This window comes from Pedobacter sp. MR22-3 (genome assembly GCF_026240075.1).
Taxonomy (GTDB): Bacteria; Bacteroidota; Bacteroidia; order Sphingobacteriales; family Sphingobacteriaceae; genus Pedobacter.
On sequence record NZ_JAPIVF010000002.1, the window covers coordinates 61,190 to 86,437 of the forward strand.

Annotated in this window: 22 protein-coding genes; 4 read left to right on the plus strand and 18 right to left on the minus strand. The window is 38.6% G+C overall.

Features of this window, described 5'->3' with window-relative positions; genetic code table 11:
- Window positions 1–188: 188 nt before the first annotated feature.
- Window positions 189–1,613 carry an RtcB family protein gene (locus tag OQ267_RS04070; protein ID WP_265835003.1) on the minus strand — a complete coding sequence of 475 codons (1,425 nt, stop codon included), beginning with the start codon at window positions 1,611–1,613 and terminating at the stop codon, window positions 189–191.
- 61 nt (window positions 1,614–1,674) lie between these two features.
- Window positions 1,675–2,772, minus strand: a complete 1,098-nt coding sequence (locus tag OQ267_RS04075) for a slipin family protein (protein WP_265835004.1) — start codon at window positions 2,770–2,772, stop codon at window positions 1,675–1,677.
- Between the two features lie 865 nt (window positions 2,773–3,637).
- On the opposite strand from OQ267_RS04075, the gene OQ267_RS04080 reads away from it, so the two are divergent.
- Window positions 3,638–4,672: a helix-turn-helix transcriptional regulator gene (locus tag OQ267_RS04080; protein ID WP_265835005.1), complete on the plus strand. Its 1,035-nt coding sequence runs from the start codon at window positions 3,638–3,640 to the stop codon at window positions 4,670–4,672.
- Between the two features lie 33 nt (window positions 4,673–4,705).
- On the opposite strand, the gene OQ267_RS04085 is transcribed toward OQ267_RS04080, so the two are convergent.
- Together OQ267_RS04085 and OQ267_RS04090 are read right to left on the minus strand one after the other, a co-directional pair.
- Window positions 4,706–5,680 carry a thiol-activated cytolysin family protein gene (locus OQ267_RS04085; protein WP_265835006.1) on the minus strand — a complete coding sequence of 325 codons (975 nt, stop codon included), beginning with the start codon at window positions 5,678–5,680 and terminating at the stop codon, window positions 4,706–4,708.
- Window positions 5,681–5,836: 156 nt separating this feature from the next.
- Entirely contained in the window at window positions 5,837–7,420 is a 1,584-nt protein-coding gene (locus OQ267_RS04090) for a peptide chain release factor 3 (protein ID WP_088302554.1), read from the minus strand.
- Between the two features lie 505 nt (window positions 7,421–7,925).
- Here OQ267_RS04090 and OQ267_RS22380 point away from each other — a divergent pair.
- The 3 genes from OQ267_RS22380 (at window position 7,926) to OQ267_RS04115 (ending at window position 11,367) form a co-directional block, all read left to right on the plus strand.
- Complete coding sequence (locus tag OQ267_RS22380) at window positions 7,926–10,196, plus strand: helix-turn-helix domain-containing protein (RefSeq protein ID WP_322974752.1); 2,271 nt, start codon at window positions 7,926–7,928, stop codon at window positions 10,194–10,196.
- A gap of 55 nt (window positions 10,197–10,251) precedes the next feature.
- Window positions 10,252–10,629: a GxxExxY protein gene (locus OQ267_RS04110; RefSeq protein WP_265835007.1), complete on the plus strand. Its 378-nt coding sequence runs from the start codon at window positions 10,252–10,254 to the stop codon at window positions 10,627–10,629.
- Window positions 10,630–10,758: 129 nt separating this feature from the next.
- Entirely contained in the window at window positions 10,759–11,367 is a 609-nt protein-coding gene (locus OQ267_RS04115; protein ID WP_265820266.1) for a SprT-like domain-containing protein, read from the plus strand.
- A gap of 84 nt (window positions 11,368–11,451) precedes the next feature.
- Here OQ267_RS04115 and ade read toward each other — a convergent pair whose 3' ends face one another.
- From ade to OQ267_RS04185, 14 genes are all read right to left on the minus strand, one after another.
- Window positions 11,452–13,089: an adenine deaminase gene (gene ade / locus OQ267_RS04120; RefSeq protein ID WP_265835008.1), complete on the minus strand. Its 1,638-nt coding sequence runs from the start codon at window positions 13,087–13,089 to the stop codon at window positions 11,452–11,454.
- 94 nt (window positions 13,090–13,183) lie between these two features.
- Window positions 13,184–15,160: an alpha-ketoacid dehydrogenase subunit alpha/beta gene (locus OQ267_RS04125; protein WP_265835009.1), complete on the minus strand. Its 1,977-nt coding sequence runs from the start codon at window positions 15,158–15,160 to the stop codon at window positions 13,184–13,186.
- Between the two features lie 30 nt (window positions 15,161–15,190).
- A complete protein-coding gene (locus tag OQ267_RS04130) occupies window positions 15,191–16,579 on the minus strand; it encodes a LutB/LldF family L-lactate oxidation iron-sulfur protein (protein WP_265835010.1) in 1,389 nt (462 codons plus the stop codon).
- A gap of 89 nt (window positions 16,580–16,668) precedes the next feature.
- Entirely contained in the window at window positions 16,669–18,306 is a 1,638-nt protein-coding gene (locus OQ267_RS04135) for a M28 family peptidase (RefSeq protein WP_088302558.1), read from the minus strand.
- Window positions 18,307–18,336: 30 nt separating this feature from the next.
- Window positions 18,337–18,774 carry a ribose 5-phosphate isomerase B gene (rpiB, locus tag OQ267_RS04140; RefSeq protein WP_088302559.1) on the minus strand — a complete coding sequence of 146 codons (438 nt, stop codon included), beginning with the start codon at window positions 18,772–18,774 and terminating at the stop codon, window positions 18,337–18,339.
- A gap of 45 nt (window positions 18,775–18,819) precedes the next feature.
- Window positions 18,820–19,704: a twin-arginine translocase subunit TatC gene (gene tatC, locus OQ267_RS04145; protein ID WP_029287019.1), complete on the minus strand. Its 885-nt coding sequence runs from the start codon at window positions 19,702–19,704 to the stop codon at window positions 18,820–18,822.
- A 105-nt stretch (window positions 19,705–19,809) separates the two neighbouring features.
- Window positions 19,810–20,076, minus strand: coding sequence for a Txe/YoeB family addiction module toxin (locus OQ267_RS04150; RefSeq protein WP_265835011.1), 267 nt, complete (start codon window positions 20,074–20,076; stop codon window positions 19,810–19,812).
- Window positions 20,067–20,264: a DUF2683 family protein gene (locus OQ267_RS04155; protein WP_265820261.1), complete on the minus strand. Its 198-nt coding sequence runs from the start codon at window positions 20,262–20,264 to the stop codon at window positions 20,067–20,069. The genes OQ267_RS04150 and OQ267_RS04155 overlap by 10 nt, the downstream gene beginning before the upstream one ends.
- Before the next feature lie 96 nt (window positions 20,265–20,360).
- Window positions 20,361–21,701 carry an acetyl-CoA carboxylase biotin carboxylase subunit gene (gene accC / locus OQ267_RS04160; RefSeq protein ID WP_265835012.1) on the minus strand — a complete coding sequence of 447 codons (1,341 nt, stop codon included), beginning with the start codon at window positions 21,699–21,701 and terminating at the stop codon, window positions 20,361–20,363.
- A 97-nt stretch (window positions 21,702–21,798) separates the two neighbouring features.
- Window positions 21,799–22,278 carry an acetyl-CoA carboxylase biotin carboxyl carrier protein gene (accB, locus tag OQ267_RS04165; RefSeq protein WP_088302561.1) on the minus strand — a complete coding sequence of 160 codons (480 nt, stop codon included), beginning with the start codon at window positions 22,276–22,278 and terminating at the stop codon, window positions 21,799–21,801.
- A 113-nt stretch (window positions 22,279–22,391) separates the two neighbouring features.
- A complete protein-coding gene (locus OQ267_RS04170; protein ID WP_088302562.1) occupies window positions 22,392–23,390 on the minus strand; it encodes a beta-ketoacyl-ACP synthase III in 999 nt (332 codons plus the stop codon).
- Between the two features lie 17 nt (window positions 23,391–23,407).
- Entirely contained in the window at window positions 23,408–24,346 is a 939-nt protein-coding gene (plsX, locus tag OQ267_RS04175; RefSeq protein WP_265820258.1) for a phosphate acyltransferase PlsX, read from the minus strand.
- A gap of 100 nt (window positions 24,347–24,446) precedes the next feature.
- Window positions 24,447–24,638, minus strand: coding sequence for a 50S ribosomal protein L32 (gene rpmF, locus OQ267_RS22420; RefSeq protein ID WP_010600130.1), 192 nt, complete (start codon window positions 24,636–24,638; stop codon window positions 24,447–24,449).
- A 15-nt stretch (window positions 24,639–24,653) separates the two neighbouring features.
- Window positions 24,654–25,184: a YceD family protein gene (locus OQ267_RS04185; protein WP_265820257.1), complete on the minus strand. Its 531-nt coding sequence runs from the start codon at window positions 25,182–25,184 to the stop codon at window positions 24,654–24,656.
- Between the last annotated feature and the right edge of the window lie 64 nt (window positions 25,185–25,248).

Genomic DNA, 25,248 nt, shown 5'->3' on the forward strand with positions numbered 1-25,248 from the left:
ATTATAAATAGATAAAAAAACCTCTTCAATTAATTTTGAAGAGGTTTTTTTAGTTTGATCGTCATTTGGGGCACATGCAACGTAGTTGAGAAATCTAATATAAATCTCTCCATTTTCCATATGCTTCAGTCGAGATGACGACTTTTCTATAGACTAAGGACTTTGGACTAAAGACTCAACACTCCACGCTAATCCTCCCTGCTTCCATCATCAGCCATTCTCACCATTTTAGGCTCGAATTTAGCGATAACATCAACCAGTTCAGTTTGTGCTGCCATCACTTTGTCAATGTCTTTATAGGCCATTGGTGCCTCATCTAAACCTGCGCCGATTAAAGTGACATGATGGTCTTTCAAAATGGCCTTCATATCTGATTTCGTAATCGATTGAATCGCTTTTGTTCGGCTCATTTGTCTACCTGCACCATGCGAAGCAGAATTGATGGCATTCACTTCACCTTTTCCCCTAACTAAAAATCCTGGTGCAGTCATACTTCCCGGGATGATCCCCATCACGCCTTTACCGGCAGGCGTTGCACCTTTTCGGTGAACAATTACTTCTTCGCCATCAAGCATTTCTTTCCAGGCAAAATTATGATGGTTTTCTACTTTGGCCAAAACTTTGGCACCAATGGCTTTAGTCAACCTTTTATGGATCACTTCATGACAGGCTGATGCATAATCGCCGGCTAAATTCATGGCAATCCAATATTCTTGTCCTTCGGAAGTGTTTAAGTCAAGGTAAGCCAGATTTACAGCCTCCTTAGGCAATTTACAGATCTCTTTAGCCAGTTTAGTATAATGACCAGCAATTGTTGCGCCAAGGCCTCGTGAACCTGAATGCGTTAATAAAGCCACATAACGGCCTTTATCAATGTTTAAAATTTCATCTCGTTCTGCGAAGTCAATGATCCCCCATTCCACAAAGTGATTTCCACCACCCGAAGTACCCAATTGTGCCCAGGCTTTTCCATGCAGGTTTTTCAGGAAAGGAATGCTGTTGAAAGCCCCGTTCTCTAAAACCTCATGATCTGCTTTTTCATCACCTTTAAAATTTTGACCTGCACCAAATTTGGTAAAAGCAATCAGTTCCCGTTTGTACATGGCATCTTTACCGAAATAATGTTTTTCGGGAATATCAAAAATACTCAAAGCCATCCGGCAACCGATATCTACACCTACTCCATAAGGAATAATCGCATTTCTCGTAGCCAATACGCCACCGATGGGCAAACCATAACCTTGGTGGGCATCAGGCATTAATGCACCTGCAACCGTAACCGGTAATTTCATGGCAATATCCATTTGGTTTCTTGCGCCTTCTTCAATGTAATCAGGACCAAATACCGCGTAGGGTTTAACATGGTTTACCAGTTCGATGGTTTCATCTTTTGGCGCATTGGCTTCCTCAATCAAGGCTGTTGCCAAAGTGTTCAATATTTCATCATCCAAAAAACTTTCCGGATAATCTTTTACTTTCTTAAATAAGGCCAATAATTCTTTTTCTTCAATATCCGCAAAATTTTCTTTCACGATAGCTAATGCTAAGCCTACTATTTTTCCTTCGGTATAACCTATTTCGATCAGGTTATTACCTGTGATGTTGTTGTTCATTTTTTTCTACATTAATCCCCGGCAGGCAACATTCACCTAACCGAGGGTTTCTAAATTTATTTTATTTTACGAAGATCTGTTTCAATTGATCTACAATTTGTCCACTGCCAGATAAGCTGATGTTATTGATTTTCTCTGCGATTTTCTCTACGTATTCCATCTCTTTCAACTTATACAACATGCTGTTGTCTTCCATTAATTTGGCAGTATTCAACAAACTTCTGGTCGAGGCCGTTTCTTCTCTGCGGGTAATGATATTGGCTTGTGCCCGTTTTTCAGCAACTAAAACCTGGTTCATAATCTCCTTCACGTCACCTGGTAAAACAATGTCTTTAACACCACAGTTGGTCAATTTTACACCTAAGCTTTCAACCTTATCCAATGTGGTGGCCATTACCATTTCGGCAATTTTTTCCTTGCTTTCCATCAATTCGTCAAAAGTCATAAGGCCAATAGATTCTCTTAATGCCAATTGCATGGTGATGTACAATTGTTTTTCGAATTCCTTGTTCTCCAATAACGCCCTGATGATATCATCAACTTTATACTGAATGCTGAAGTTTACCCTCAATTGTGCTTTATCTTTGGTTAAGATTTCTTGTCCAAGAATTTCCATGTTCAATTGTCTCATATCAGTTTTTAAAACATGAATTGTAGTGGCATTTTTCCAGTACAAATAGTTTCCTGCACCCACTATTTTTTCAAATTTTCCATCGATAAATAACAATCCTTTTTCGTATGATTCTACTTTGTTGGCCCTGATGTAATTTATTAAGGGTGCTTTGTCCAATAAGTTTTTATCAATTGTTTCGTCAATATTAATGTTGCTGATGTTTACCTTAACAAAGTTGTATTCTGATAAACCTTTCCAGATGGCATGTTTACCTGCGGTTAATACACTTTTAAAATTGTTATTTCTGTAAACCAAAGCCAACTCATTATCAGCTACTTCAACAACATGCACTAAGTTTACAAAGTCGTTGTTCATTAACAAAACTTCTAACTCTGCAATGGTGAAGCAATATTCCTTGCCCATGTCGTATACGGTAATGTCTTCGCCAAAACCTAACCAGTAAGTTCCTGCAGTTAATACGCTTTTTAATTTTCCTTTTTTAAACACCAATCCAACATAATTGGTGTTAATGGTTACTCTTTTCATGTTTTCTGGAGTTAAAATTTATTTTATAATTATTTATTCTTTTAAAAGCGTTGCGGAAAAACATTTACCTGTTTTCTGCGGAAGTAAAAGTTTATCAAGCTTGTTTAAAAATGAAACTAATTTCTCTAATTGGGTTAGTGCTCCTGAGAACATTTTACCTTTTAGATTTAACCTTTTTGATTTTTAAATCTCTTCTTGCTGCGCTGATCCTTACTGAGCAAAACACAGATTTGCTTTTTTGATTTCGAAAAATCTTGAAGCCAAATGCGGTTTCGCAACGCTGGTTTTGAGAAATTTAAAGTATCTCTTCTTTTTAGATGGAACCTAAATCCATTGCATTACCATTTTGCTATTCCAAGTGGTATTTGGAAGCAGGATTCGAACCTGCATGTTTGGTTGTTACGCTAACCCCTGAGCTATTCCGATTTCCCGGAAGTGGGATTCGAACCCACGACACACAACGTGTTTTAGACAATCTATCATAATTTCTATCAGAATATGCTGCGCAAAAGCGTGAATACTTTGGGGCTGTTTCGAAACCCGCAACTATGGATAGTCATTATTTAGTATTGCCATCCCTTTCGGAATATCTTATATATGATGATTAATATTTCTCAAAGAACTTTATCGACTGGCGACATTACAAAGATGCCACCACTATTACGCGCTACATTTGCACAGATAAAAATATTTAGCAGATCATTTTTAAGTGTTTGATAATTAAATAAATAAATTTTATTTATTGCGTAGAATAGCTCTTTTAATCATAAACTACGCAAATGTGTTGCGTAGTAGTAAAACTCTTTCTTATATTTAGATCAGCGAAATCAACAGATTTTTAGCAGAAACCCAAATCCACTCCAAAATGGCTGTAAATAAACTGGCACTGATCCGTTACAAAACCATCGATGATTGCTTAAGAAACCGTTTCCGAAAATGGACATTAGAAGATATTATCGAGAAAGTATCAGAAACCTTATACGAATTGGAAGGTATCACATCAGGGGTAAGCAAAAGAACTATCCAGGCTGATATTCAACTGATGCGGAGTGATAAACTGGGCTATAATGCTCCAATTGTAGTGAAAGACAAACGATTTTATGCTTACGAAGATCCGGCTTTCAGCATTACCAAAGCACCGATCAATAATGCCGACGTGGATAAAATGAAGGAGATTGTTGGGGTATTAAAGCAGTTTAATGCTTTTAATTATTTCGATGAAATGAGTGATATGATTGCACGATTGGAGAATAACCTTAACAAATCAACCAAGCAAAGTGGCAATCATATCCAGTTGGAAAGCAATAAACTGGTTAAAGGATTAGACTGCATTCCGCCATTATACCAGGCGGTTTTAAATAAGCGTTCACTGCTGATCGAATATAAATCTTTCAAGGCGCAGCAGGCTCAACAGGGCATTTATTATCCGTATCTGTTAAAGGAATATAGAAACAGGTGGTTTTTGATCTGTAAAAAAAAAAAACGAGCTGGAATCCTGAACCTTGCCTTAGATAGGATAATAGAATTTCAAGAACTGCCCAACGAAGAATTTGTTGCTTACAAAGGGGTAGATTTCGACCGCTATTATGAAGATTTAATTGGCGTAAGCAAGAGCGAACGTGACCGTGCACAAAAAGTAATTCTCGAATTTACCAATGACCATGCACCATATGTGGTAACTAAACCCTTGCACCATTCTCAGGTTGTATTAAATAAGAATGAAAAAACTACCACCTTCAGGATTGATGTCGTATTAAACTATGAACTGGAGCGTGAAATTCTGGGTTTTGGAGAATGCGTTAAAGTGCTAGCCCCAAGAATATTGATTGCTAAAATCAAAAGAAGATTGGCGCAAACTTATCAGCGATATGAAATAGAAAAAATGCAGACGCTAAAATAATTAGCTCTTAAACCTGGTCAATTGGTGCATTTACTAATGAATCATATTAACCTTTATTTCATGTTTAAACAAGGTGAAATTTTTTACCGAGTGTAGCGAATATGAAATGGGATAAGAAATGGCTGTATTGTTAAATATTTCAAATTCTTTGTTTGCAGCTTTTATCTCTTCTGAGCCTTTAGCAATCTTGATAAAAGACTTTTCGCTTCCTCCCCTGGCATAAAAAGTAACTTTTGCTGTGCTTAAGGATTGAATTTGTGCGGGTGTTAATTCCTGTTTTAAAAGCACGGCTTTTAGCGCATTTTTGAGGATGGCATAATCGGTATCAGCTTCGGCTAAAATTAAAGTATTATTTCCATACATCACACTATTAATATAGTATGCATTATTCGTGGTGTTTATCTTTTCTACATCCGCTATGGATAATAATTCGGTTTTAGTGGGCAAGTCCATATCAAGTGAAAACTTAATATGGTTGGAGAAAAAGTATGCAGCGTGTTTTTTGGTGATCCTTGTAGATGTTGTAATTCCAATTTTTTCAAATATTGATTTTACATCATCGTTGTTCGATAAATAATACTTTATTACATTATAATCCTTAAATTCATCTTCTGTATAGGCCAGACTTTCATTATCATTTTTAATCGGCAGGCTTTTGGCATAAGCAGCAATCTTTTCTGAGGAGGGAACATCTTTAAAACTGTTGTTGATCTCACCAACAAGAGAAGTAGAAGCAGTAATGGGCAACGGGGTATATTTATCTTTTAACGACACTACTTCAAGATCGTTCCCATTCTCCCTGATGGTGAAGATTGCTCCTGGAAAAACTTGTTTAACGTTAAGATCATCAACAATAAAGGAATCGAATTTCCAGGTTATTACTTCTGTCTTATCTATTTCTGTAGGATTAACAGGCTCAGGAACTGGAACCGTATCATTAGCTTTCTTACAGGAAACCACAAATAAAAGTGTAGAAACAACCAAAAAATAATTTATTTTATTTTTCATCAAGTGCATCAGTATTAGGTATAAAAACGCTCGAATCTACACAATTTTTGAGTTCAAAAATCTGTTCTTAAGTTATGATTATGTTACGGGTACATAAATAAATCTTACAGGTTCTTCTGTCATTTAAACTTCAGCCTCAGGACTGGAAACTCCCAACTAACTCTTAAACTCGCTTGTTTTGTGGAAATCGATATCCGGATAATCCTGTTTAGTTAAATTAATCATGTATTCACTATCAGCCAGATAAACAGGATTGGCTTCTTTATCAAAGCCAATGTGCTGTTGTTTACGTTTTACAAATTCATCCAGTTTCTTTTTATCAGTTGAAGTTACCCAACTTGAGCGGGTATAACTTAAGGTACGGAAACGGCATTTTGCGCCATATTCATGTTCCAAACGGAAATTGATTACCTCAAACTGAAGTTCACCTACGGCACCAATTACTTTACGATTTCCGGGCTGCATTACAAATAGCTGCGCCACACCTTCATCCGTTAACTGCTCAATACCTTTTTCCAATTGTTTGGTGCGCATCGGATCCATGTTTTCTACTTCTTTAAAGATAGATGGAGAGAAACTTGGAATGCCCTTAAACTGCAGTTTTTCGCCTTCAGTTAAGGTATCGCCAATTTTAAAGTTGCCACTATCATATAAACCCACCACGTCACCTGGCCAGGCCTCTTCCACAATACTTTTCTCGTTGGCCATGAAATCCATCGGATTGGAGAATTTCAGTTTTTTATCCTGACGGGTATGGTAGTAAAATTTATTTCGCTCAAATTTGCCTGAACAAATACGCAGGAAAGCAATTCTGTCGCGGTGTTTCGGATCAAGGTTGGCATGAATTTTAAATACAAATCCACTGAAATTTTTCTCTTCAACCAATACATCTCTTTCTTCAGCCTCACGTAATCTCGGACTAGGGGCGATATCAATAAAAGTATCTAAAAGCTCTTTGATCCCGAAGTTGTTGATGGCACTGCCAAAAAATACCGGTGCCACTAAGCCTTCCGTGTATAAATCTTTGTCGATTTTGCCATAAATGCCGTCAACCAGTTCTACATCATCTTTTAAGGTGTTGATTTCGTTTTCCTTCAGGTAATTTAATAAGGAGGGGTCATTTAAGTCACTGGCCGCCACAACTGAATCGGTTACTTTTGTTTTATCAGAATTGAATAAATTCAAGTGTTTATTGTAAATGCTGTAAACGCCTTTAAAGGTGTGGCCCTGTCCGATAGGCCATGAAAGCGGGCATAAGCTGATGTTCAGTTTTTCCTCAATTTCATCCAGTAAATCATAAGCCTCTTTACCTTCGCGGTCCATTTTGTTAATGAAGATGATAACCGGGGTGTTCCGCATGCGGCAAACCGACATGAGCTTTTCTGTTTGTTCCTCAACACCTTTCACACAATCAACCACCAGAATAACGCTGTCTACCGCTGATAAAGTTCTGTAAGTATCTTCGGCAAAATCCTTGTGACCAGGTGTATCCAGGATGTTGATCCGTTTTCCACTATACTCAAAACCCATTACGGATGTAGCCACCGAGATACCACGTTGCTTTTCAATTTCCATAAAGTCGGAAGTATTGCTTTGGTTGGCTTTGTTCCGTTTTACTGCACCTGCAGTATTGATCGCACCACCAAAGAGCAGGAATTTTTCCGTCAAAGTGGTTTTGCCCGCATCGGGGTGACTAATAATGGCAAAGGTTTTACGTTTTTCTATTTCAGGGTTAAGCATAATAAAATGTTGGGTGTAAAGGGAGATGAAACCTGGTTAAAGGAATTTAACAGCGATAAGATTTGAGTATTGTTGTTTCATCAGGCCGCAAAGATAATAAAAAGCTTTATCATTAATTGTTAGGTTGTTGTATTGTTTTATTGTTGAGGTGGATAGATTTAGAAAATGATTTGGAAAAGTAAGGACAGTGGTTCATTTGTTATTGAAGCCCTGCCATACACTAATAGCTCCGATAGAAAACCTGTGAAACAAGCAAGCACACCAAAATATAGCATAAACCGTTGCTTAAATCGGAGGCTGCCGTTTCTGTCAGGTTTAGTTTGCTTATGCAGTAATTCTATTGAGGTTTTTATTCTGCGAATGATGATATTATCGATTAAATAAACATTAGACCAAAAATATCCACCTAAAATTAAATTTTCTCATCAATCATTCTTTAGTTTTGTACTAAAATGTTTAGCTTTATTCGTCCCTCCGTTTATTACCAACTAAAATTTTACTGCTAATGCCCACTCTGGAAGAAACATCTATGCCCGCTGAGATCGCGGCAAAATTTGTGAATTATACCGCTAAGCACGTTTTCTTAACCGGGAAAGCTGGTACAGGTAAAACTACCTTTTTAAGAAAACTCATTCAGCTTACGCACAAAAAAGCAATGATTTGTGCGCCAACGGGTATTGCTGCCATTAATGCCGCCGGTGTAACCATTCATTCTCTTTTTCAGCTGCCGTTTGGTGCGTTTTTTCCGGATGCGGCGGCAGGTATTATCAGTCAGAATATCACTTTTAATTTTAATACACCCAAAACCATTGTGAAGCATTTAAATATGCAGGGCAATAAGCGGCGGATGATTCAGGAATTAGAATTACTGGTCATTGATGAAGTCAGTATGTTGCGTGCCGATATGCTGGATGCAATTGATTTTTCTCTTCGATATATCCGCAGAAACAGAAATATACCTTTCGGAGGTGTTCAGCTACTTTTTATTGGTGATTTGCACCAGTTGCCACCAGTAGTGAAAAATGATGAATGGCGGGTGATGGCCGGCTTTTATAAGAGCATTTATTTTTTTGATGCACTGGCTTTGCAGGAAAATCCACCGGTTTACATCGAGCTGGATAAAATCTACCGTCAGAATGATAGCGTATTTATTAATTTACTGAACAACTTACGAAATAATCAGATTACTGCTGAGGATACGGCTTTGCTGAAGCAACATTTCAGACAGGATTTTAAACCGGATACTGATGAAAATTATATTACGCTAACCACGCATAATAATAAGGCAGATACAATTAACAGAGAAAGGTTAACGCAGTTAAAAACGAAATCCTATTTCTTTGATGCCAAAATTACCGGTGATTTTAATGAACATGCCTATCCCAATGATAAACGCCTGGAACTTAAAGTGGGGGCACAAATCATGTTCATTAAAAATGATATGACGGCCGAGAAGCGATATTACAATGGTAAAATAGGTGTGGTTCATCATATTGAAAAGGATGTGGTAGAAATTGAATTGCCGGAAGACAAGGTGGTGATTCAGATTTCGCCTTATACCTGGGAAAATGTCAAGTATAAACTGAATGAAGCGACCAATGAAATCGATGAAAATGTTGCTGGCTCATTTGTACAATATCCGATTAAACTGGCCTGGGCCATTACGGTACATAAAAGTCAGGGTTTAACCTTTGATAAAGCCATCATCGATATTGGAGATGCTTTTGCACCCGGACAGGCTTATGTTGCCCTTTCGCGTTTACGTTCATTAAAAGGCTTGGTATTAACTTCTCACCTGCGTGAAACCGGTCTGCAGCAGGATCAGAATATTCATTATTTTTCTAAAACGAAACAACCAAATGAAGTGCTGAATCAGCGGATCAGTTTGGAGAGCTATGATTTTATCAGAACTTATTTATTGTCGGCTTTTGACCTGAACCTGGTGAGGTATTACCTGAAGGAACATGTTCAGACTTTTGATAAAAGTGAGGCCAAATCCACCAAGCAGCGTTATGATGAGTGGACGATGAATCTCTACCGTGATTTTCAGAAAATAGCGGCAACGGCTGATACCTTTATCAATCAACTGAAAAACCTGTTCGCTCAACAAACTGAACACACTTTATTTAATGTTTCAAAAAGGGTAGGGGCTGCATTAAAATATTTCAATCCGCTAATTAAGGGTGTTTCAGATCAGTTATTAGCTCATATTGAGGCGGTAAAAGAAGAAAAACAGATTAAAACTTATCTGACAGAGTTGCTGGAACTGGAGATACTGGTGTATGAACAGCTGAAGAAAATGCATAAAAGCAAGGCCTTACTGCAGGCAATTATCGATGGTAAGGAGTTTAGCAAGGCAGATACAGATGCGTTATTAAATGCCTCAGAAAGAAACCGGCAGCTGCAAAAGGCCATTCAGTTGAAAGGTGAAACACTGAAGGTAAAGTCTGCAGTGGAGAAAAAGAAAAAGGAGCCTAAAATTGATACCAAGCTGGTAAGCTTCGAACTTTATGAGCAGGGAAAAACTATTAATGAAATCGCCAAAGAACGTGGCTTTTCTGCGGGCACCATTGAAGGCCATTTAGCCTATTATGTTTCTACACAACAATTAGATGTGAGTAAGCTGGTAAAGCCTAACAAAATTAAGAATATTACGGATGCGGTAGAAAGCCAGAAAACAAAATCGATGGCTACCATAAGGGAGTTTTTGGGAAAGGATTATTCTTTCGGGGAGATTAAGTTGGTGCTGGCGTCGTTGTTCCCATCCGAGGAATAGATCGATGTTTTTACCACAGAGCGAACAGAGTGAGGCACAGAGAACACAAAGGATTATGAAAGAGGATTTATTAACTAGGACCATTATTGGATTGGCTATAGATATTCACACAGCTCTTGGCCCTGGATTGCTTGAGAGTGCTTACAAGGAATGTCTGTTTTATAAAATTGATAAAGCAGGTTTTCAGGTTGAAAAAGAAAAAATAATGCCTTTGTTCTTTGAAGAGGTAAGTTTGGATTGTGGCTATCGAATTGATCTCTTGGTAGAGAATAAGTTGGTTTTAGAATTGAAAAGTGTTGAAGGCTTAAATGATATTCATTTAGCACAAACCTTAACTTATATGAAATTAGGTGGTTATAGGTTTGGATTGTTGATTAATTTTAATGTTTTAAGATTGAAAGATGGGATCAAAAGAGTTGTTAATGGTTACTAAAACATCTCCGTTTTCTCTGTGTAAACTTAGTGCACTCTGTGGTTATACACTACAAGAAGATTCTGTTTCCTCTGTGTAAAACTTTGTGTCCTTTGTGGTTAAACCTTAAAATTATTTATCTTAGCATCCGTGGAAAAGGTTAAAGTTTTAGCGCAGTACATGCCCGAGCCCGCGGCACCGCTAATTGCCAAGTGGATTGATTATTTTCAGTGCGAATTTAAAATCTCTAAAACCCGTTCTACAAAACTGGGCGATTACCGCCATCCTTATCAGGGCAAGGGCCACAGAATTTCGGTAAACTTTAACCTCAATCATTACGCCTTTCTGGTAACTACTGTCCATGAATTTGCGCACTTACTCACCTGGAACGATTTCAAGAACAAAGTAAAACCTCATGGTGCAGAGTGGAAAAAAAACTTCCAGCGGATGATGGTTCCGTTTTTTGATATGCACATCTTTCCGGCAGATATTCATCAGGCCATAAACAATTATATGTCCAATCCGGCTGCATCAAGTTGCTCTGACCTGCATTTATCACGTGTTTTAAAAAAGTATGATCGCAATCAAACGGAGACTTTACATTTAGAACAAATTCCGCTTAACGCTAACTTTAAAATTAAAGATGGCCGGCGTTTTACCAAAGGAGAACGAATCAGAAAGCGCTACCGCTGTATTTGTCTGGATGATAAACGTTTGTATCTGTTTAATCCCTTAGCGGAGGTTTTTGTGGTAGAATAATTTTTTCGCGATCGCCCTGCTGAACTGTTCCGGCATCTTTATCAACAAAAAAGACCCTGAAATAAATTCGGGGTGACGAACGCCTTACACAAACTCAAACTTATCCCCATCAAATAAACCTTTATCGCTCAGCTTTAAATGTGGAATCACTAAGAGTGCCATAAAAGAAAGTGTCATGAAAGGAGCGACCAAAGTCGAACCCAATTTCTTGGCAAACTGATCAATTGAGGTATAACGCTCAGCCACCTGATAGCCGTTTTGGTTACTCATCAAACCCGCTACCGGTAAAGGCAGAACCTCTTCTTTCCCATCTCCTAATGCAACTACACCACCAGTTTCTTTAATAACCAGATTAACTGCATCACAAATGCTTTTGTCATCTACACCAACAGCAATGATGTTATGACTGTCATGCGCTACGCTGGATGCAATAGCGCCTTTTATGAGGCCAAAATTTTTCACAAAGGAAACAGCAATGGGGGCGTTATGATAACGATTCACCACCACCATTTTTAATACATCATTCTTCAAATCGCTGACGATGTTTCCATTTAAAACCTGAGGTTTGGAGTAAAGCCTGTTGGTAATTAACTGCCCGTCTAAAGCTTCGATCACTGGGATTTCCTGCTGGTCTGTAAACGGATAAACAAAATCTTCTTCTTTTTTGAAACTGCAGCTGAAATGGTTTACTGATTCCTGATCAGGCAGGTGCTTCACCCAGTCACCAGCTGTTTTTCCATTTTCAGCAAGCAATATGCCGTTGATGTAGGTTTGTTTAACCTGGAAGTTTTTCAGATCTTCGATCACGATAAAATCTGCCGGATCATTAAGCTTTAGGGTACCAACATCCAGTTTATAATGAAGAACCGGATTAATACACGCAGCCTGAAGAACATTAAAAATATCAATTCCTTTATCTATTGCCCTTGCACAAAGTGCATTAATATGATTGTCGACCAGACTATCAGGATGTTTGTCGTCACTGCAAAACATCATCATGTCGGGCCATTCATTTAATAAACCGATCAGGGCATCGAAATTTTTAGCGGCACTTCCCTCGCGGATGAGGATTTTCATCCCTCGCTGTAATTTATCCAATGCTTCTTCAGCAGTGAAACATTCATGATCTGTAGAAATACCGGCATCAATATACTGTTGAACGGTATCACCACGTAAACCTGGGGCATGCCCGTCTACAGGTTTGCCCAATTTATGTGCAGAAGCAATTTTCTGTAAAACCTCTTCATCTTTAAAAAGCACACCCGGAAAATTCATCATTTCACTCAGGTATTTGATCTCCGGCCGTTCTAAAAGCTTGCTAACATCATCATGATTGAGTTCGGCTCCTGCTGTTTCAAAAATGGTAGCCGGCACGCAGCTGGGTGCACCAAAATTGAACTTAAAAGGTACGGTATTTCCGTTTTCAATCATAAACTCAACACCTTTCATGCCGCAAACATTGGCAATTTCGTGTGGATCACTAATGGTAGAAACTGTTCCGTGCACAACCGCTAATCTGGCAAATTCACTCGGAATTAACATGCTGCTTTCAATATGTACATGGCTGTCGATGAATCCTGGCAAAATAAAATGAGTATCTTCTTTTGCCTCGGAAATCGCGTTTATATACTTTATTTTTCCATCCTCAACTTCCACTTCGCCAAAGAAAATATTTCGGTTTGTGATATCAACTATGTTTCCTTTGACTTTAAAATTGTTCATTTGTGCTTTTTATGAATTGGCCACAGAAATACAGATTGAGATGGAATGACAACTAATATCCTCCGTAATTTCTGTATTCCGTGGCAAAAATTATTTAATATTTTAATAACTTATCTATCGTTTGCGCTAATCTTGCTTTCGCTAAAAAATCTTCCTCCAATATTTTACTCATCGGAATTGCGGTGTCTAAACTGGCGCATCGCATAACCGGAGCATCCAAATCAGTAAAACAATGTTCTCCGATCCAGGCTGAAATTTCAGCACCAAATCCATTGGTTAACGTGTCCTCATGCAAAATTAAAACTCTTCCTGTGGTTCTTACTGCTTTGGCAACAGTTTCCTTATCCCAGGGTTGCAATGTTCTTAAATCAATTAAGGTTGCATCGCTATCCGGATTGTTTTTTAGGTAATCTAAAGCCCAATGAACGCCTAAACCATAAGTTATGATGGTGAACTTTTCGCCTTTTTTTAAAGTAACGGCCTTTCCAATGGCAGTAGTGTAATAACCATCGGGAACAGGAGCGGTTAAGCTTCTGTATAAATACTTATGCTCAAAATAAAGCACAGGATTTGGGTCTTCAATGGCAGCCAGTAATAATCCTTTTGCATCAGCCGGAAAAGCGGGGTAAACAATTTTCAATCCCGGGGTTTTGGTGAACCAGGCTTCATTGCTTTGTGAGTGAAATGGTCCGGCACCCGTTCCAGCCCCTGTAGGCATACGTATCACTACATCGGCCTTTTCACCCCACCGATAATGTGTTTTCGCTAAATTATTTACAATCTGGTTAAATCCAACGGTTACAAAATCTGCAAATTGCATTTCTACCACAGCCTTGTAGCCATTGATGGATAAACCCAAGCCTGCACCAACAATGGCAGATTCGCAAATCGGTGTGTTCCTTACCCTTTCTTTACCATATTTAGCGGTAAAGCCATCTGTAATTTTAAAGGCTCCTCCATAATCTGCAATGTCTTGTCCCATTAAAACCAAATTGGGGTATTTCTGCATGGCCAAGTCCAGTCCTTCGCTTATGGCATCCAGATATCGCTTTTCTGTTGATGAGTGTTCCGGTTCTGTAACCTGTTGAGTGAAGGGAAAATACATATCAGCTTCTTCATGATGGGTATCTGCCACTGGTTCCGGTTCATTAAAGGCTTCTTCCACTTCCAGTTCAATGTCCCGTTTATTTTTAATTTTGAGATCAATGATTGAGTCGGATGTTAAAATACCTTGCTCAATTAAATAAGCTTCATAATTGCTGAGCGGATCTTTCTTTTCCCATTCCTCAAATAATTCCTGAGGAACGTATTTAGTACCTGATGCTTCTTCGTGTCCACGCATCCTGAAGGTGATGCATTCCAATAAAACCGGCCGCGGATTTTGACGAATATCCGTTGCAATACGATCAATCGTATCGTAAACTTCTAAAATGTTGTTGCCATCAACTTGGATTCCTTCTATGCCATAGCCAACGGCTTTATCAACTAAATTTTTGCAGCTGAATTGTTCTGATTTTGGTGTGGATAATCCGTAACCATTATTCTCAATGAGGAAAATAACCGGAAGATTCCAAACAGCGGCAACATTTACAGCTTCGTGGAAATCGCCTTCACTGGTTGCACCTTCTCCGGTATAAACCAGTGTAGCATTAGGCCGCTGGCGTAATACATCAGCCAATGCTATACCATCAGCCAAGGCCATTTGCGGGCCGAGATGGGATATCATTCCAATAATTTTATAATCTTGTGTCCCAAAATGGAAAGAGCGGTCGCGACCCTTAGTAAAGCCGGTGATTTTGCCCTGCCACTGTGCCACCAATTTTTTTAATGGAATACCACGCGAGGTGAAAACACCCAGGTTGCGGTGCATGGGTAAAATATATTCATCATTATGCATCGCCAAAGTGCTGCCTACTGCGATGGCTTCCTGACCAATACCCGAAAACCATTTTCCAATTCTGCCCTGGCGCAATAATTTCAGCATTTTCTCTTCTACCAAACGGGGATAAAGCAGCTTTTTATATAAATTCAGTAAGAATTTGTCGTCTTTATCTCCTCTGTGAAATTGCATATCTGGTTATTTTGACTAATGACTCTGGACTCAAGACTCCTTACTTTTCTTCAACTCCTCCCATTGTTTTGCGAAAGATTTATCGGCAACCTTTGGCATTTCACGATATTTACCCCAACTTTTTTTAAAAAAGGATTTAAGCATAAAATTTTTAAACTTTCCGCCGAAGAAATCCATCCATTTACGTTTCTGCATCATCCGGTTAAACATTCCCCAGCCCATTTCTTCCACCTTACCGTTTTCATGTGCTGTCGCAGCATCTCTGCGGTTCAGCAAAAGCATCTTGTGGATGTCAATTTTAACCGGACAAACTTCTGAACATTTTCCGCACAAACTTGAGGCATAACTTAAGTGTTTAAACTCTTCCATGCCTTTAAGGTGCGGCGTAATTACAGCGCCAATTGGTCCGCTATAGGTAGTGTTATAGGTATGACCACCAATGTTTTTATAAACCGGACAGGCATTTAAACATGCGCCGCAACGGATGCAGTATAGGCCCTGGCGCTGGTCTTTTTGAGCAAGTAAATTTGTACGGCCGTTATCTAAAAGGATAACGTACATTTCTTCAGGGCCATCGGTTTCATTTGGCTGACGCGGGCCACTTAAAATGGTATTGTAAACCGTTAAGTTTTGTCCGGTTCCGTGTGAGGCCAGCAGCGGCCAGAATAAATCTAAATCTGCCATGGAAGGGATTACCTTTTCAATACCCACAATAGCAATATGTATTTTTGGGAAAGTGGTACTTAAACGGGCATTCCCTTCATTTTCAGTAAGCGCAATACTGCCGGTATCAGCAATCAGGAAGTTCCCACCACTGATGCCGATATCTGCTTTTAAATATTTATCGCGAAGCAATTCACGTGCTTTTTGAACGAGCTGTGGTGGCGTGGCATCTATAGGCGTACCGAATTTATCATGAAACAATTTGGCGATGTCGGTTGCACTCAGGTGCATGGCTGGCGTAACAATATGATAAGGTGCTTGTCCCAGCAATTGCACAATGTATTCACCTAAATCGCTTTCTAAAGATTCGATTTGGTTACTTTCCAGGAAATCATTCAGGTGAATTTCCTCGGTGGTCATCGATTTTGATTTGATTACCGTTTTGCCATTATTGCGTTGGATGATGTTCAGGATCTCCCGCTGGGCTTCTTCGGCATCATTTGCCCAGATGACTTTGCCTCCTCGACGTTGAAAATTTGATTCAAACTCAGGCAGGAATTTATCCAGATTCTCCATCACACGCCATTTGATCACGTGAGCCTTCTTTTTAGATGCCTCGAGGTTTTCGAATTTTGATAATCCACGTTCTACTGCCGTATTGTATTTGCCAATATTATAATTTATGGTTTTACGATGCGGTAAATCGAAAGCTTTTTCATCAGATTTTTCTAAAAATTCCTCGGCTGTCTTCATCATAAACCAAAGATATGAATTTCTATTGCCGCCAAAAGTAATGTGCATAAAAAAGCCTCCCGAATATCAGGAGGCTTAATTTTATGACTTTATTATTTCTTAGGATTTCCTTTTCCATCTAAATCAACGGCTGGTCTTTTCGCACCATTAGCCAATTCCCAGGCAGTGTAGTAAGTTAATTTTGCCCTTTTTGTCAATAGAGTGAAGTTAATCTTGCTGACTTCATCCCCCGGCCTATGGTAATCCTGTTCCAGCATTCCGTCATAATAGAAAATAATTGGAATACCCAGTTTAGCAAAGTTATAATGATCTGAACGGTAATAAATGCGCTGGGTATCCTGAGGATCATCATATTTATAATCCAGTTTCATTTTAGTATAAGTTGCATTTACCTGTTCACTTAACTTGCCTAAATCAGAACTCAACATTTTTGAACCTACAGAATAAATATAATTGGCAGAATCAGGTTTTCCAAGATACTCCTCGCCGATACGGCCAATCATATCTGTATTTAAATCTGCAATGGTATTCTCTACCGGAAAAACAGGATGTTGCGAGTACCAATCAGAACCCCACAAACCTTTTTCTTCTCCTACTACGGTCATAAATAAAATGCTCCGTTTCGGGCCTTTACCTGCTTTTTTTGCATCAGTAAATGCTTTAGCCATTAAAAGAACACCAGTGGTGCCTGATCCGTCATCATCTGCGCCGTTATTAATTTTGTCTGGCCCTTCTACTTCAGGTGTAATTCCAATATGATCGTAATGACCAGTTAATACCAGCACTTCTTTTTTAAGTTTAGGATCAGAACCTTCTAAATAACCCAATACGTTTTCTCCACGAACAGCCATTCCTTTTTTCATTGCACTTGCAGAAAGGGCAACATTGATGGTTTGAGATGCTGGTTTTGTTGTTTCAGCTGTCTTTTTCTGAAAAGCATCAACAGAAGTATTTGCCGCTTTTAAAATTTCATTTGCAGTAGCTGTAGAAATGCTGATGATAGTAAAAGGGTTTTGTTTTTTCATGCGCTCTACCACTTCTTCTGTTCTCATTATCACTTGGCCCGCTTCATAGGCTGCTTTGCGTTCCGGAGAGATCTGATCAACAGCAGGGTCAATTACAATTACTGCTTTTGCCTTATTTTGGGCCAGGTAATTTAATTTTTTTTGCCTCGCCATCATGGCTGCGCGTCTGTCTGTTTTATCCGTAGCTTTCAAAGTTGGGTCTCCCGATCCAAAAATCATCACGACTTTGCCTTCAATGTTAAGGCCATCATATTCGTTAAAACCATCTTTAGAAATTCCATAACCTGCAAAAACAACTTCATCTGCACTGAAAGTGAAGCCATTTAAACCTACGGCATTACTGGTAATCAGATAATCTTTGTATGCTTGTTTTGGCTGTCCGTTGATGGTGAACATACTTTCACTAACCACATAACTGGCAAGGTCAATTTTCTGGAAGTAACTGCCGTCAACTGGTCCTTTTAATCCGATTGATTTAAAATAATCGCGAATGTAATCTGCAGCCATCCAGGCACCTTTTTTCCCGGTTTCCCGTCCTTCATATGCATCAGAAGCTAGAACAGAAAGGTGTTTGAATGCCGTTTCAGGATTAATAGCCTTGCTGAATCTGATGGCATCTTTGTTTGGCACCAGTGGTTTAACTTGTGCAAAGCAGGAAACACTAAGTAGTGAGGCTAGCCCAAGGGTTAAAAATCTTTTATTCATTATGGGTAATGGTTAGTTGAGTGAATAGGGTTAACATGAAATTTTTTCAATTCTGTTTTGATGACGGCCACCTTCAAATGCAGTATTTAAAAAAGTGTTGGTGATTTCTTTGGCCTGTGCTATTGAAACAAATCTGGCTGGGATACATAAGATGTTGGCATTGTTATGCTTTCGAACCAAAGCGGCCACTTCATTCTCCCAGCATAAGCCTGCCCTGATTCCGTTATGTTTATTCGCGGTAATGGCCACACCATTTGCAGAACCGCAAAGCAGTATACCATAAGTAAATTCGCCTTTTTCTACTGAGGAGGCCAGGGGGTGTGCAAAGTCAGGATAATCAACTGAAACAGCAGAATGTGGTCCAAAATCTTTTACTTCATAATCTTTTAGAAAATCCTTAAGTATTTCCTTGTATTCAAAGCCTGCATGATCACCTCCAATGGCGATTTTAATTTTAGTCTCAGACATGTTCAAATTTATACAGAATTATAAAATCTGTTCGTAATGTTTTTGTTAGTTAGCATAGAAAGCAGCATCTGCTTTTTTCTTCTTTCTTTCGATGTATGCAGATACGAAAATACTTAATTCATATAATAAGAATAAAGGTGTGGCCACAATCAGCATCGTCATGATATCCGGAGTTGGCGTTACAATGGCAGCTATAATCAGAATAATCACGGCGGCATATCTTCTGCTTGATCTCATCAGTTTAGGCGTCATTAATCCCAATTTCGATAAAATGAAAATAATGACCGGAAGCTCGAAAATGATACCTGTTCCTAAAGTTAATGTGGCAACAGAAGAAAGATAAGAATCTACGGTAAAAGTATTTTTAATTTCTGCACTTACGGTATAGCCTGTTAGGAAATTAACCGAAAGCGGACAAACCACGAAATAGCCGAAAAGAATACCAATGATAAACAGGATGGATGCGAAAAAGACAAATCCGCTGGCAGATTTCCGTTCATTATCGTGTAGCGCTGGTTTAATGAAACGCCAGATTTCCCAGAGAAGATAGGGGAAGCCTGCAATAATGCCACACATTACGCACACATTGAGCTGCAGATTAAACTGACCAGCCATTTCAGTATTGATAATCTCACCATTAATTTTAGTGATACACATATCTTTACCGAGTGATGGAAAATTTTCAACCAGTTTGCACATCATTCTATAGGTCCAGAAATCAGGTTTTTTAGGTCCGAAAATAACTTTGTCTAAAATTTCTTCATTGAAATAGAAGGCGATACCTGTAAATACACCAATGGCAATTACGGCTCTGATTAAATGTTTACGGAGTACATCAAGGTGATCAAAAAAAGACATTTCTGCTTCCAGTGTTGTTCCTTTTTGCCCGATTGCTTTGCGTAGGGATGTTTTTTCTGTAGTGTCGCTCATGTTGAAAACAAAAATACCATTCTAAATGAATAGAATGGTATTTACGTGTTAAATATAGAAATAGTTTAGGCTTTTATTAAAAATTTCAGGTGCTGACGTCAATAATTAGTGATAATGGCCTTTTAATGAATGTATTTTAATAATCTGCTTATCTTCTAAAACTTCATAAATAATTCTATGTTGTGAATTGATTCTTCTCGACCACTTTCCTGTCAGATTGTGTTTTAGAGCTTCTGGTTTCCCTATACCAGAAAAAGGAGTAGCTACAATAGATTGTATTAATTCTTGAATTTTATTTTGAATAGCCTTATTGCCAGATTTTTTCCAAAAAAGAAGATCATTTTCGGCAACTTCATCAAAGGCTATTTCCATAAATCATCTACTTTTATAATCTTAAATTTGCCATCCCTGTAATTTTGATCTGATTCTTGGATTTTTGCAACAAACTCAGGATTGTATGGTTTCTCTTCCTTTTCGAAAGAAATTTTCATCGCTTTCAAAACTTGTTTTACAGCATTTAATTGAGCTTTATTTTCGGGATGTACAATTAATGTTTCCATAATCAAATTTAATGAAAAAAAATCTAAATTTAAATAAGCAAAAAATCCCATTTTGATAAAACAAAATGGGATTAATAATTGATCTATCAGTATATTTTATTCTGCAAATTCAAATGTTTCCATGAATTTAGTGGTGAAATTTCCTGCTCTGAAATTAGGGTCTTTCATCAATTGTAAATGGAATGGGATGGTGGTTTTGATCCCTTCGATTACAAATTCACCTAAAGCACGTTCCATTGTGCAAATGGCTTCTTCGCGGGTTTGTGCCACACAAATCAGTTTTGCAATCATTGAATCGTAATTTGAAGGAATAGAATAACCAGCATAAACGTGGGTATCTACCCGAACACCATGTCCACCTGGTGAATGGAAGTTCGTAATCCTTCCAGGTGAAGGACGGAAGTTATTTGCAGGATCTTCGGCATTGATACGACACTCAATGGCGTGCATATCCGGGAAATAGTTTTTACCCGAAATCGGAATTCCGGCAGCAACTTTGATTTGTTCTTTAATTAAATCGAAGTTAATGACTTCTTCCGTTACCGGATGTTCTACCTGAATACGGGTGTTCATTTCCATAAAGTAGAAGTTACGGTGTTTATCAACCAAAAATTCGATGGTACCGGCACCTTCATAATTTACAGCCATGGCCCCTTTAATCGCGGCTTCACCCATTCTTACACGAAGTTCTTCCGTCATAAATGGTGATGGAGATTCTTCCACTAATTTCTGGTGACGGCGTTGAATAGAACAATCACGTTCTGACAAGTGACAGGCTTTGCCAAACTGGTCACCAATAATCTGGATTTCAATGTGACGGGGATCTTCAATATATTTTTCCAAATACAAACCATCATTACCAAATGCAGCTCCAGATTCCTGACGTGCACTATCCCATGCATTTTCGAAATCTTCATCTTTCCAAACCACGCGCATTCCACGGCCACCACCACCGGCAGTAGCTTTTAAAATAACCGGATAACCCATTTCGTTGGCAATAGCTATACCTTCTTTAACACTGGTAAGTAAGCCTTCTGATCCCGGAATAGTTGGTACACCTGCAATTTTCATCGTTTCTTTTGCAGAAGCTTTATCGCCCATCCCGTTAATTTGCTCTGGTGTGGCACCAATAAATTTGATGTTGTATTCACGGCAAATGTTAGAAAACTTAGCATTTTCTGACAGGAAACCGTAACCCGGATGTATGGCATCAGCGTTGGTTAATTCTGCGGCCGATATGATATTTGGAATATTTAAATAAGAATCTTTACTTGGTGGAGGACCAATACAAACAGCCTCATCAGCAAAACGTACATGTAAACTTTCGCGATCGGCGGTAGAGTAAACAGCAACTGTTTTGATGCCCATTTCCTTACAGGTACGGATAATGCGTAATGCAATTTCCCCTCTGTTGGCAATCAGTATTTTTTTAAACATAATTTTTAATTTAGGATTACATAGATTTAAACGATTACACCGGTTTAACGGTATGATCAAAAATCTGTGAAATCAAATTAATCTGTGAAATCAGCTTCTAAATAGGTTCTACTAAAAATAATGGTTGATCATATTCTACCGGAGATGCATTATCAACCAGAATTTTAACGATACGACCTGAAACTTCACTTTCAATTTCATTAAAAAGCTTCATTGCCTCAATGATACAAACAACCTTACCAATGCCAACCTCATCGCCAACATTTACAAACATTGGTTTTTCGGGACTTGCTGAACGGTAAAAAGTACCAATCATCGGAGATTTAATCGTAATATATTTTGATGCATCTTCTTCAGCAGCTGGAACAGCAGGTGTTGCTGCGACCGGAGCGGTAGGAGCCGTAGCAACCGGAGCTGCTGCCTGTACAAGCGGTGCTTGTGGTACGGTAGCATGCACAACTGTTGGTGCCTGGTTTGTTTTAATCGTAATCTTGAAGTTTTCCTGCTCAATAGCAACTTCGTTTACTCCAGAACGAGAAACAAATTTAATCAGTTCCTGTATTTGTTTGATATCCATTTTTTAATCCTTGTTATGTAAAAAATAGTGTATAATGAATTAACTAAGTTATACTTTTTTTGTTTTAAATTTTATAGTTAACAGACTGAAGACTTTCGACTTCCGGCTGAGGACTAGTTCGAATCGTAAGCCCATTTGAGGTAAATTGATCCCCATGTAAAACCACCACCAAAAGCAGCCAAAACGATGTTATCGCCTTTTTTTAACCTGCTTTCCCATTCCCATAAGCACAATGGAATGGTACCATTGGTGGTATTTCCGTAACGCTCAATATTGATCATTACTTTATCGGTAGTAACCCCCATGCGGTTTGCGGTCGCATCAATAATCCGTTTGTTTGCCTGGTGCGGAACCAACCATGCCACATCTTCAGCCGTTAAATTATTGCGTTCCATAATTTCAGCAGCAACATCTGCCATATTGGTTACGGCAAATTTGAATACTGTAGGGCCCTCCTGGTGGGCGTAATGTAATTTAGCATCAATGCTTTCATGCGTGGCCGGCTGAACAGAACCTCCTGCTTTCATGCCCAGGAAATCTCTTCCAGCACCATCTGTTCTAAGAATGGAATCCTGAACACCCAGGCCTTCTTCATTAGGCTCCAGTAGTGCGCAACCACAACCATCACCAAAGATGATGCAGGTGGTACGGTCTTCATAATTGATAATGGATGACATTTTATCGCCACCAACAACCAAAACTTTTTTATGTCTTCCAGATTCTACAAAAGATGCACCAGTTGCTAAACCGAAGATAAAACCAGAACATGCTGCCTGTAAATCGTAACCCCAGGCGTTAGTGGCACCAATTTTATCGGCTAACACATTGGCTGTCGCCGGAAAAGTAAAATCAGGTGTTGTCGTGCAAAAAATAATCAGTTCAATTTCCTTTGCATCTATTCCCCTTTTCTTAAGCAGGCCATTTACGGCATGAACTGCCATATCTGATGTACCTAAGCCTTCGCCCTTTAAAATTCTACGTTCCTTAATACCCGTTCTGCTCGTAATCCATTCATCAGAGGTATCAACCATGGTTTCTAACTCTTCATTGGTGAGCACATAGTCTGGAACGTAACCATTTACTGCTGTAATAGCAGCATGAATTTTACTCATTTTAAGAATTTTTTTTATTATTTAAATGCCATTCTAATTTTTTCTACCAATCCTGTGGTAATCATTTCCCGGGATTGAAGAACCATATTTTTAACAGCCAGCGGGCTGGAAATTCCATGTCCGATAACAACAGGAGCATTAACACCTAAAACCGGACTTCCGCCATACTGTTCGTAGTTAAACCGGTCAAAAAATTCATCTTTTAATCCCTTTTTGATGGTGATCACGTAGAAAGATTCTGCCAGTTTAAGCATAACATTTCCGGTAAAGCCATCGCAAACAATTACATCTGATTTATCATTAAAGAGATCCCTTCCTTCTACATTACCTACAAAATTAAACAAACTGGTCTCCTTCATCAGTGGAAATGTAGCCATACTGAGCATATTCCCTTTTTCATCTTCCTCACCAATGTTCATTAAGGCCACTCTAGGATGATCTATTTTAAATAAATTTTCAGCATATAGGCTGCCTAAAACGCCAAACTGCAATAAGATATCTGGCTTACAATCTGCATTGGCGCCAACATCCAATAACAAGCCTGTACCACCTTTAAGTTTTGGGAGTATGGAACATAAACATGGGCGGATAATGCCCGGAATGGTTTTAACGCTAAATACAGCGCCAACCAGCATTGCCCCAGAATTACCTGCACTGGCGAATGAATCGATTTTACCCTCTTTTAAAAGGTTAAAACCAACTGCAATGCTCGAATTTGGTTTCTGAACAATTGCTTTGGTGGGATGTTCGCCCATACCAATAACTTCATCAGTATGAACGTATTCAAAATGATCCGGATTAAAGCCTTCTTCAGCGAGAATGGGTTTAATCTGTTCGGTATCACCGATAAGAACAATATGTTCTCCGGCGTTTAGCGATTGATGAGCTGCTATTGCTCCCAAAACGATTGCTTTGGGAGCATAGTCTCCGCCCATTATGTCGAGGCCTATTTTCATCGAAAAAATCTGTTTGTGTTAAGTTAGGTTCAATCCTAAATTTTCAGTGGACTAAGGTATGACTAAAGCCGCTGAAAACACAAACAATTTCTTAAGAAAATTACCCGATTTGAGTATTTTCGATAACCAATTTACCGTTATAGTATAGGTTACCATCAACGTTGTATGCACGGTGAGGTACGTGAATAGCACCTGTTGCTGCGCAAGTTGCCAAAGAAGGTGTCACTGCTTTGTAGTGTGTTCTTCTTTTATTTTTTCTCTGTTTCGAGATTTTCCGTTTTGGATGTGCCATTGGTGTATAATCTAATTATTTTTTTAACTTATTAAGGGCTTCCCAACGTGGGTCGCTTGTTTGTTCATTTTCTTCTGCCTGCTTATCAATAGAGAGTTGCGCTAAGCGATCAATCATTTCCTGATCACACTCTTTATCTGCCTGCTCGCAGTTTTTGATATAAGGTACAGAAACGTTAATCATTTCGTATAATGGACCTGATATATCAATCTCAGAATCTTTACGGCTTAGCGAAATGATTTCTTCGTCATCGCTTTCCAGCTCATCTCCTGCAAATTTTACGATTTGTCTTTCGTATAAGTTAACCGGGTAAGCAAATTCCGATAAGCATTTATCGCAATCTAAATTTAATGTTCCAATAACCTTAAATTTTAAGAGTAACATGGTCTCTTGCTTATCAAGTTCCAGGTTAACCTTTAAATTACCACTTTTAATTAACGAATACTCAAAGGCATTAAAAAAACGGTCATCAAGCTCATAATCAAACTGATGAGTTCCCAATTTTAGTCCGGTAAACGGTATAGAAAATTGTTTTAATGGGTTCAAAGTACTGTAAAATTTTAGCCTGCAAATGTATGGATAAAATAATTAGATAAAAAATGTTTTTTAA

Coding starts and splice junctions, on each gene's coding strand:
- rpmF (WP_010600130.1), bottom strand. CDS start 24,638: ATGGCACATCCAAAACGGAAAATCTCGAAACAGAGAAAAAATAAAAGA.
- tatC (WP_029287019.1), bottom strand. CDS start 19,704: ATGAGCGACACTACAGAAAAAACATCCCTACGCAAAGCAATCGGGCAA.
- OQ267_RS04155 (WP_265820261.1), bottom strand. CDS start 20,264: ATGGAAACATTAATTGTACATCCCGAAAATAAAGCTCAATTAAATGCT.
- accC (WP_265835012.1), bottom strand. CDS start 21,701: ATGTTTAAAAAAATACTGATTGCCAACAGAGGGGAAATTGCATTACGC.
- OQ267_RS04150 (WP_265835011.1), bottom strand. CDS start 20,076: ATGGAAATAGCCTTTGATGAAGTTGCCGAAAATGATCTTCTTTTTTGG.
- ade (WP_265835008.1), bottom strand. CDS start 13,089: ATGAACAATTTTAAAGTCAAAGGAAACATAGTTGATATCACAAACCGA.
- rpiB (WP_088302559.1), bottom strand. CDS start 18,774: ATGTCTGAGACTAAAATTAAAATCGCCATTGGAGGTGATCATGCAGGC.
- OQ267_RS04075 (WP_265835004.1), bottom strand. CDS start 2,772: ATGAAAAGAGTAACCATTAACACCAATTATGTTGGATTGGTGTTTAAA.
- OQ267_RS04125 (WP_265835009.1), bottom strand. CDS start 15,160: ATGCAATTTCACAGAGGAGATAAAGACGACAAATTCTTACTGAATTTA.
- OQ267_RS04080 (WP_265835005.1), top strand. CDS start 3,638: ATGGCTGTAAATAAACTGGCACTGATCCGTTACAAAACCATCGATGAT.
- OQ267_RS22380 (WP_322974752.1), top strand. CDS start 7,926: ATGCCCACTCTGGAAGAAACATCTATGCCCGCTGAGATCGCGGCAAAA.
- OQ267_RS04170 (WP_088302562.1), bottom strand. CDS start 23,390: ATGAGTAAAATTCATGCTGCTATTACAGCAGTAAATGGTTACGTTCCA.
- OQ267_RS04130 (WP_265835010.1), bottom strand. CDS start 16,579: ATGATGAAGACAGCCGAGGAATTTTTAGAAAAATCTGATGAAAAAGCT.
- accB (WP_088302561.1), bottom strand. CDS start 22,278: ATGGATATCAAACAAATACAGGAACTGATTAAATTTGTTTCTCGTTCT.
- OQ267_RS04090 (WP_088302554.1), bottom strand. CDS start 7,420: ATGCTTAACCCTGAAATAGAAAAACGTAAAACCTTTGCCATTATTAGT.
- OQ267_RS04085 (WP_265835006.1), bottom strand. CDS start 5,680: ATGAAAAATAAAATAAATTATTTTTTGGTTGTTTCTACACTTTTATTT.
- plsX (WP_265820258.1), bottom strand. CDS start 24,346: ATGAAAATAGGCCTCGACATAATGGGCGGAGACTATGCTCCCAAAGCA.
- OQ267_RS04135 (WP_088302558.1), bottom strand. CDS start 18,306: ATGAATAAAAGATTTTTAACCCTTGGGCTAGCCTCACTACTTAGTGTT.
- OQ267_RS04070 (WP_265835003.1), bottom strand. CDS start 1,613: ATGAACAACAACATCACAGGTAATAACCTGATCGAAATAGGTTATACC.
- OQ267_RS04110 (WP_265835007.1), top strand. CDS start 10,252: ATGAAAGAGGATTTATTAACTAGGACCATTATTGGATTGGCTATAGAT.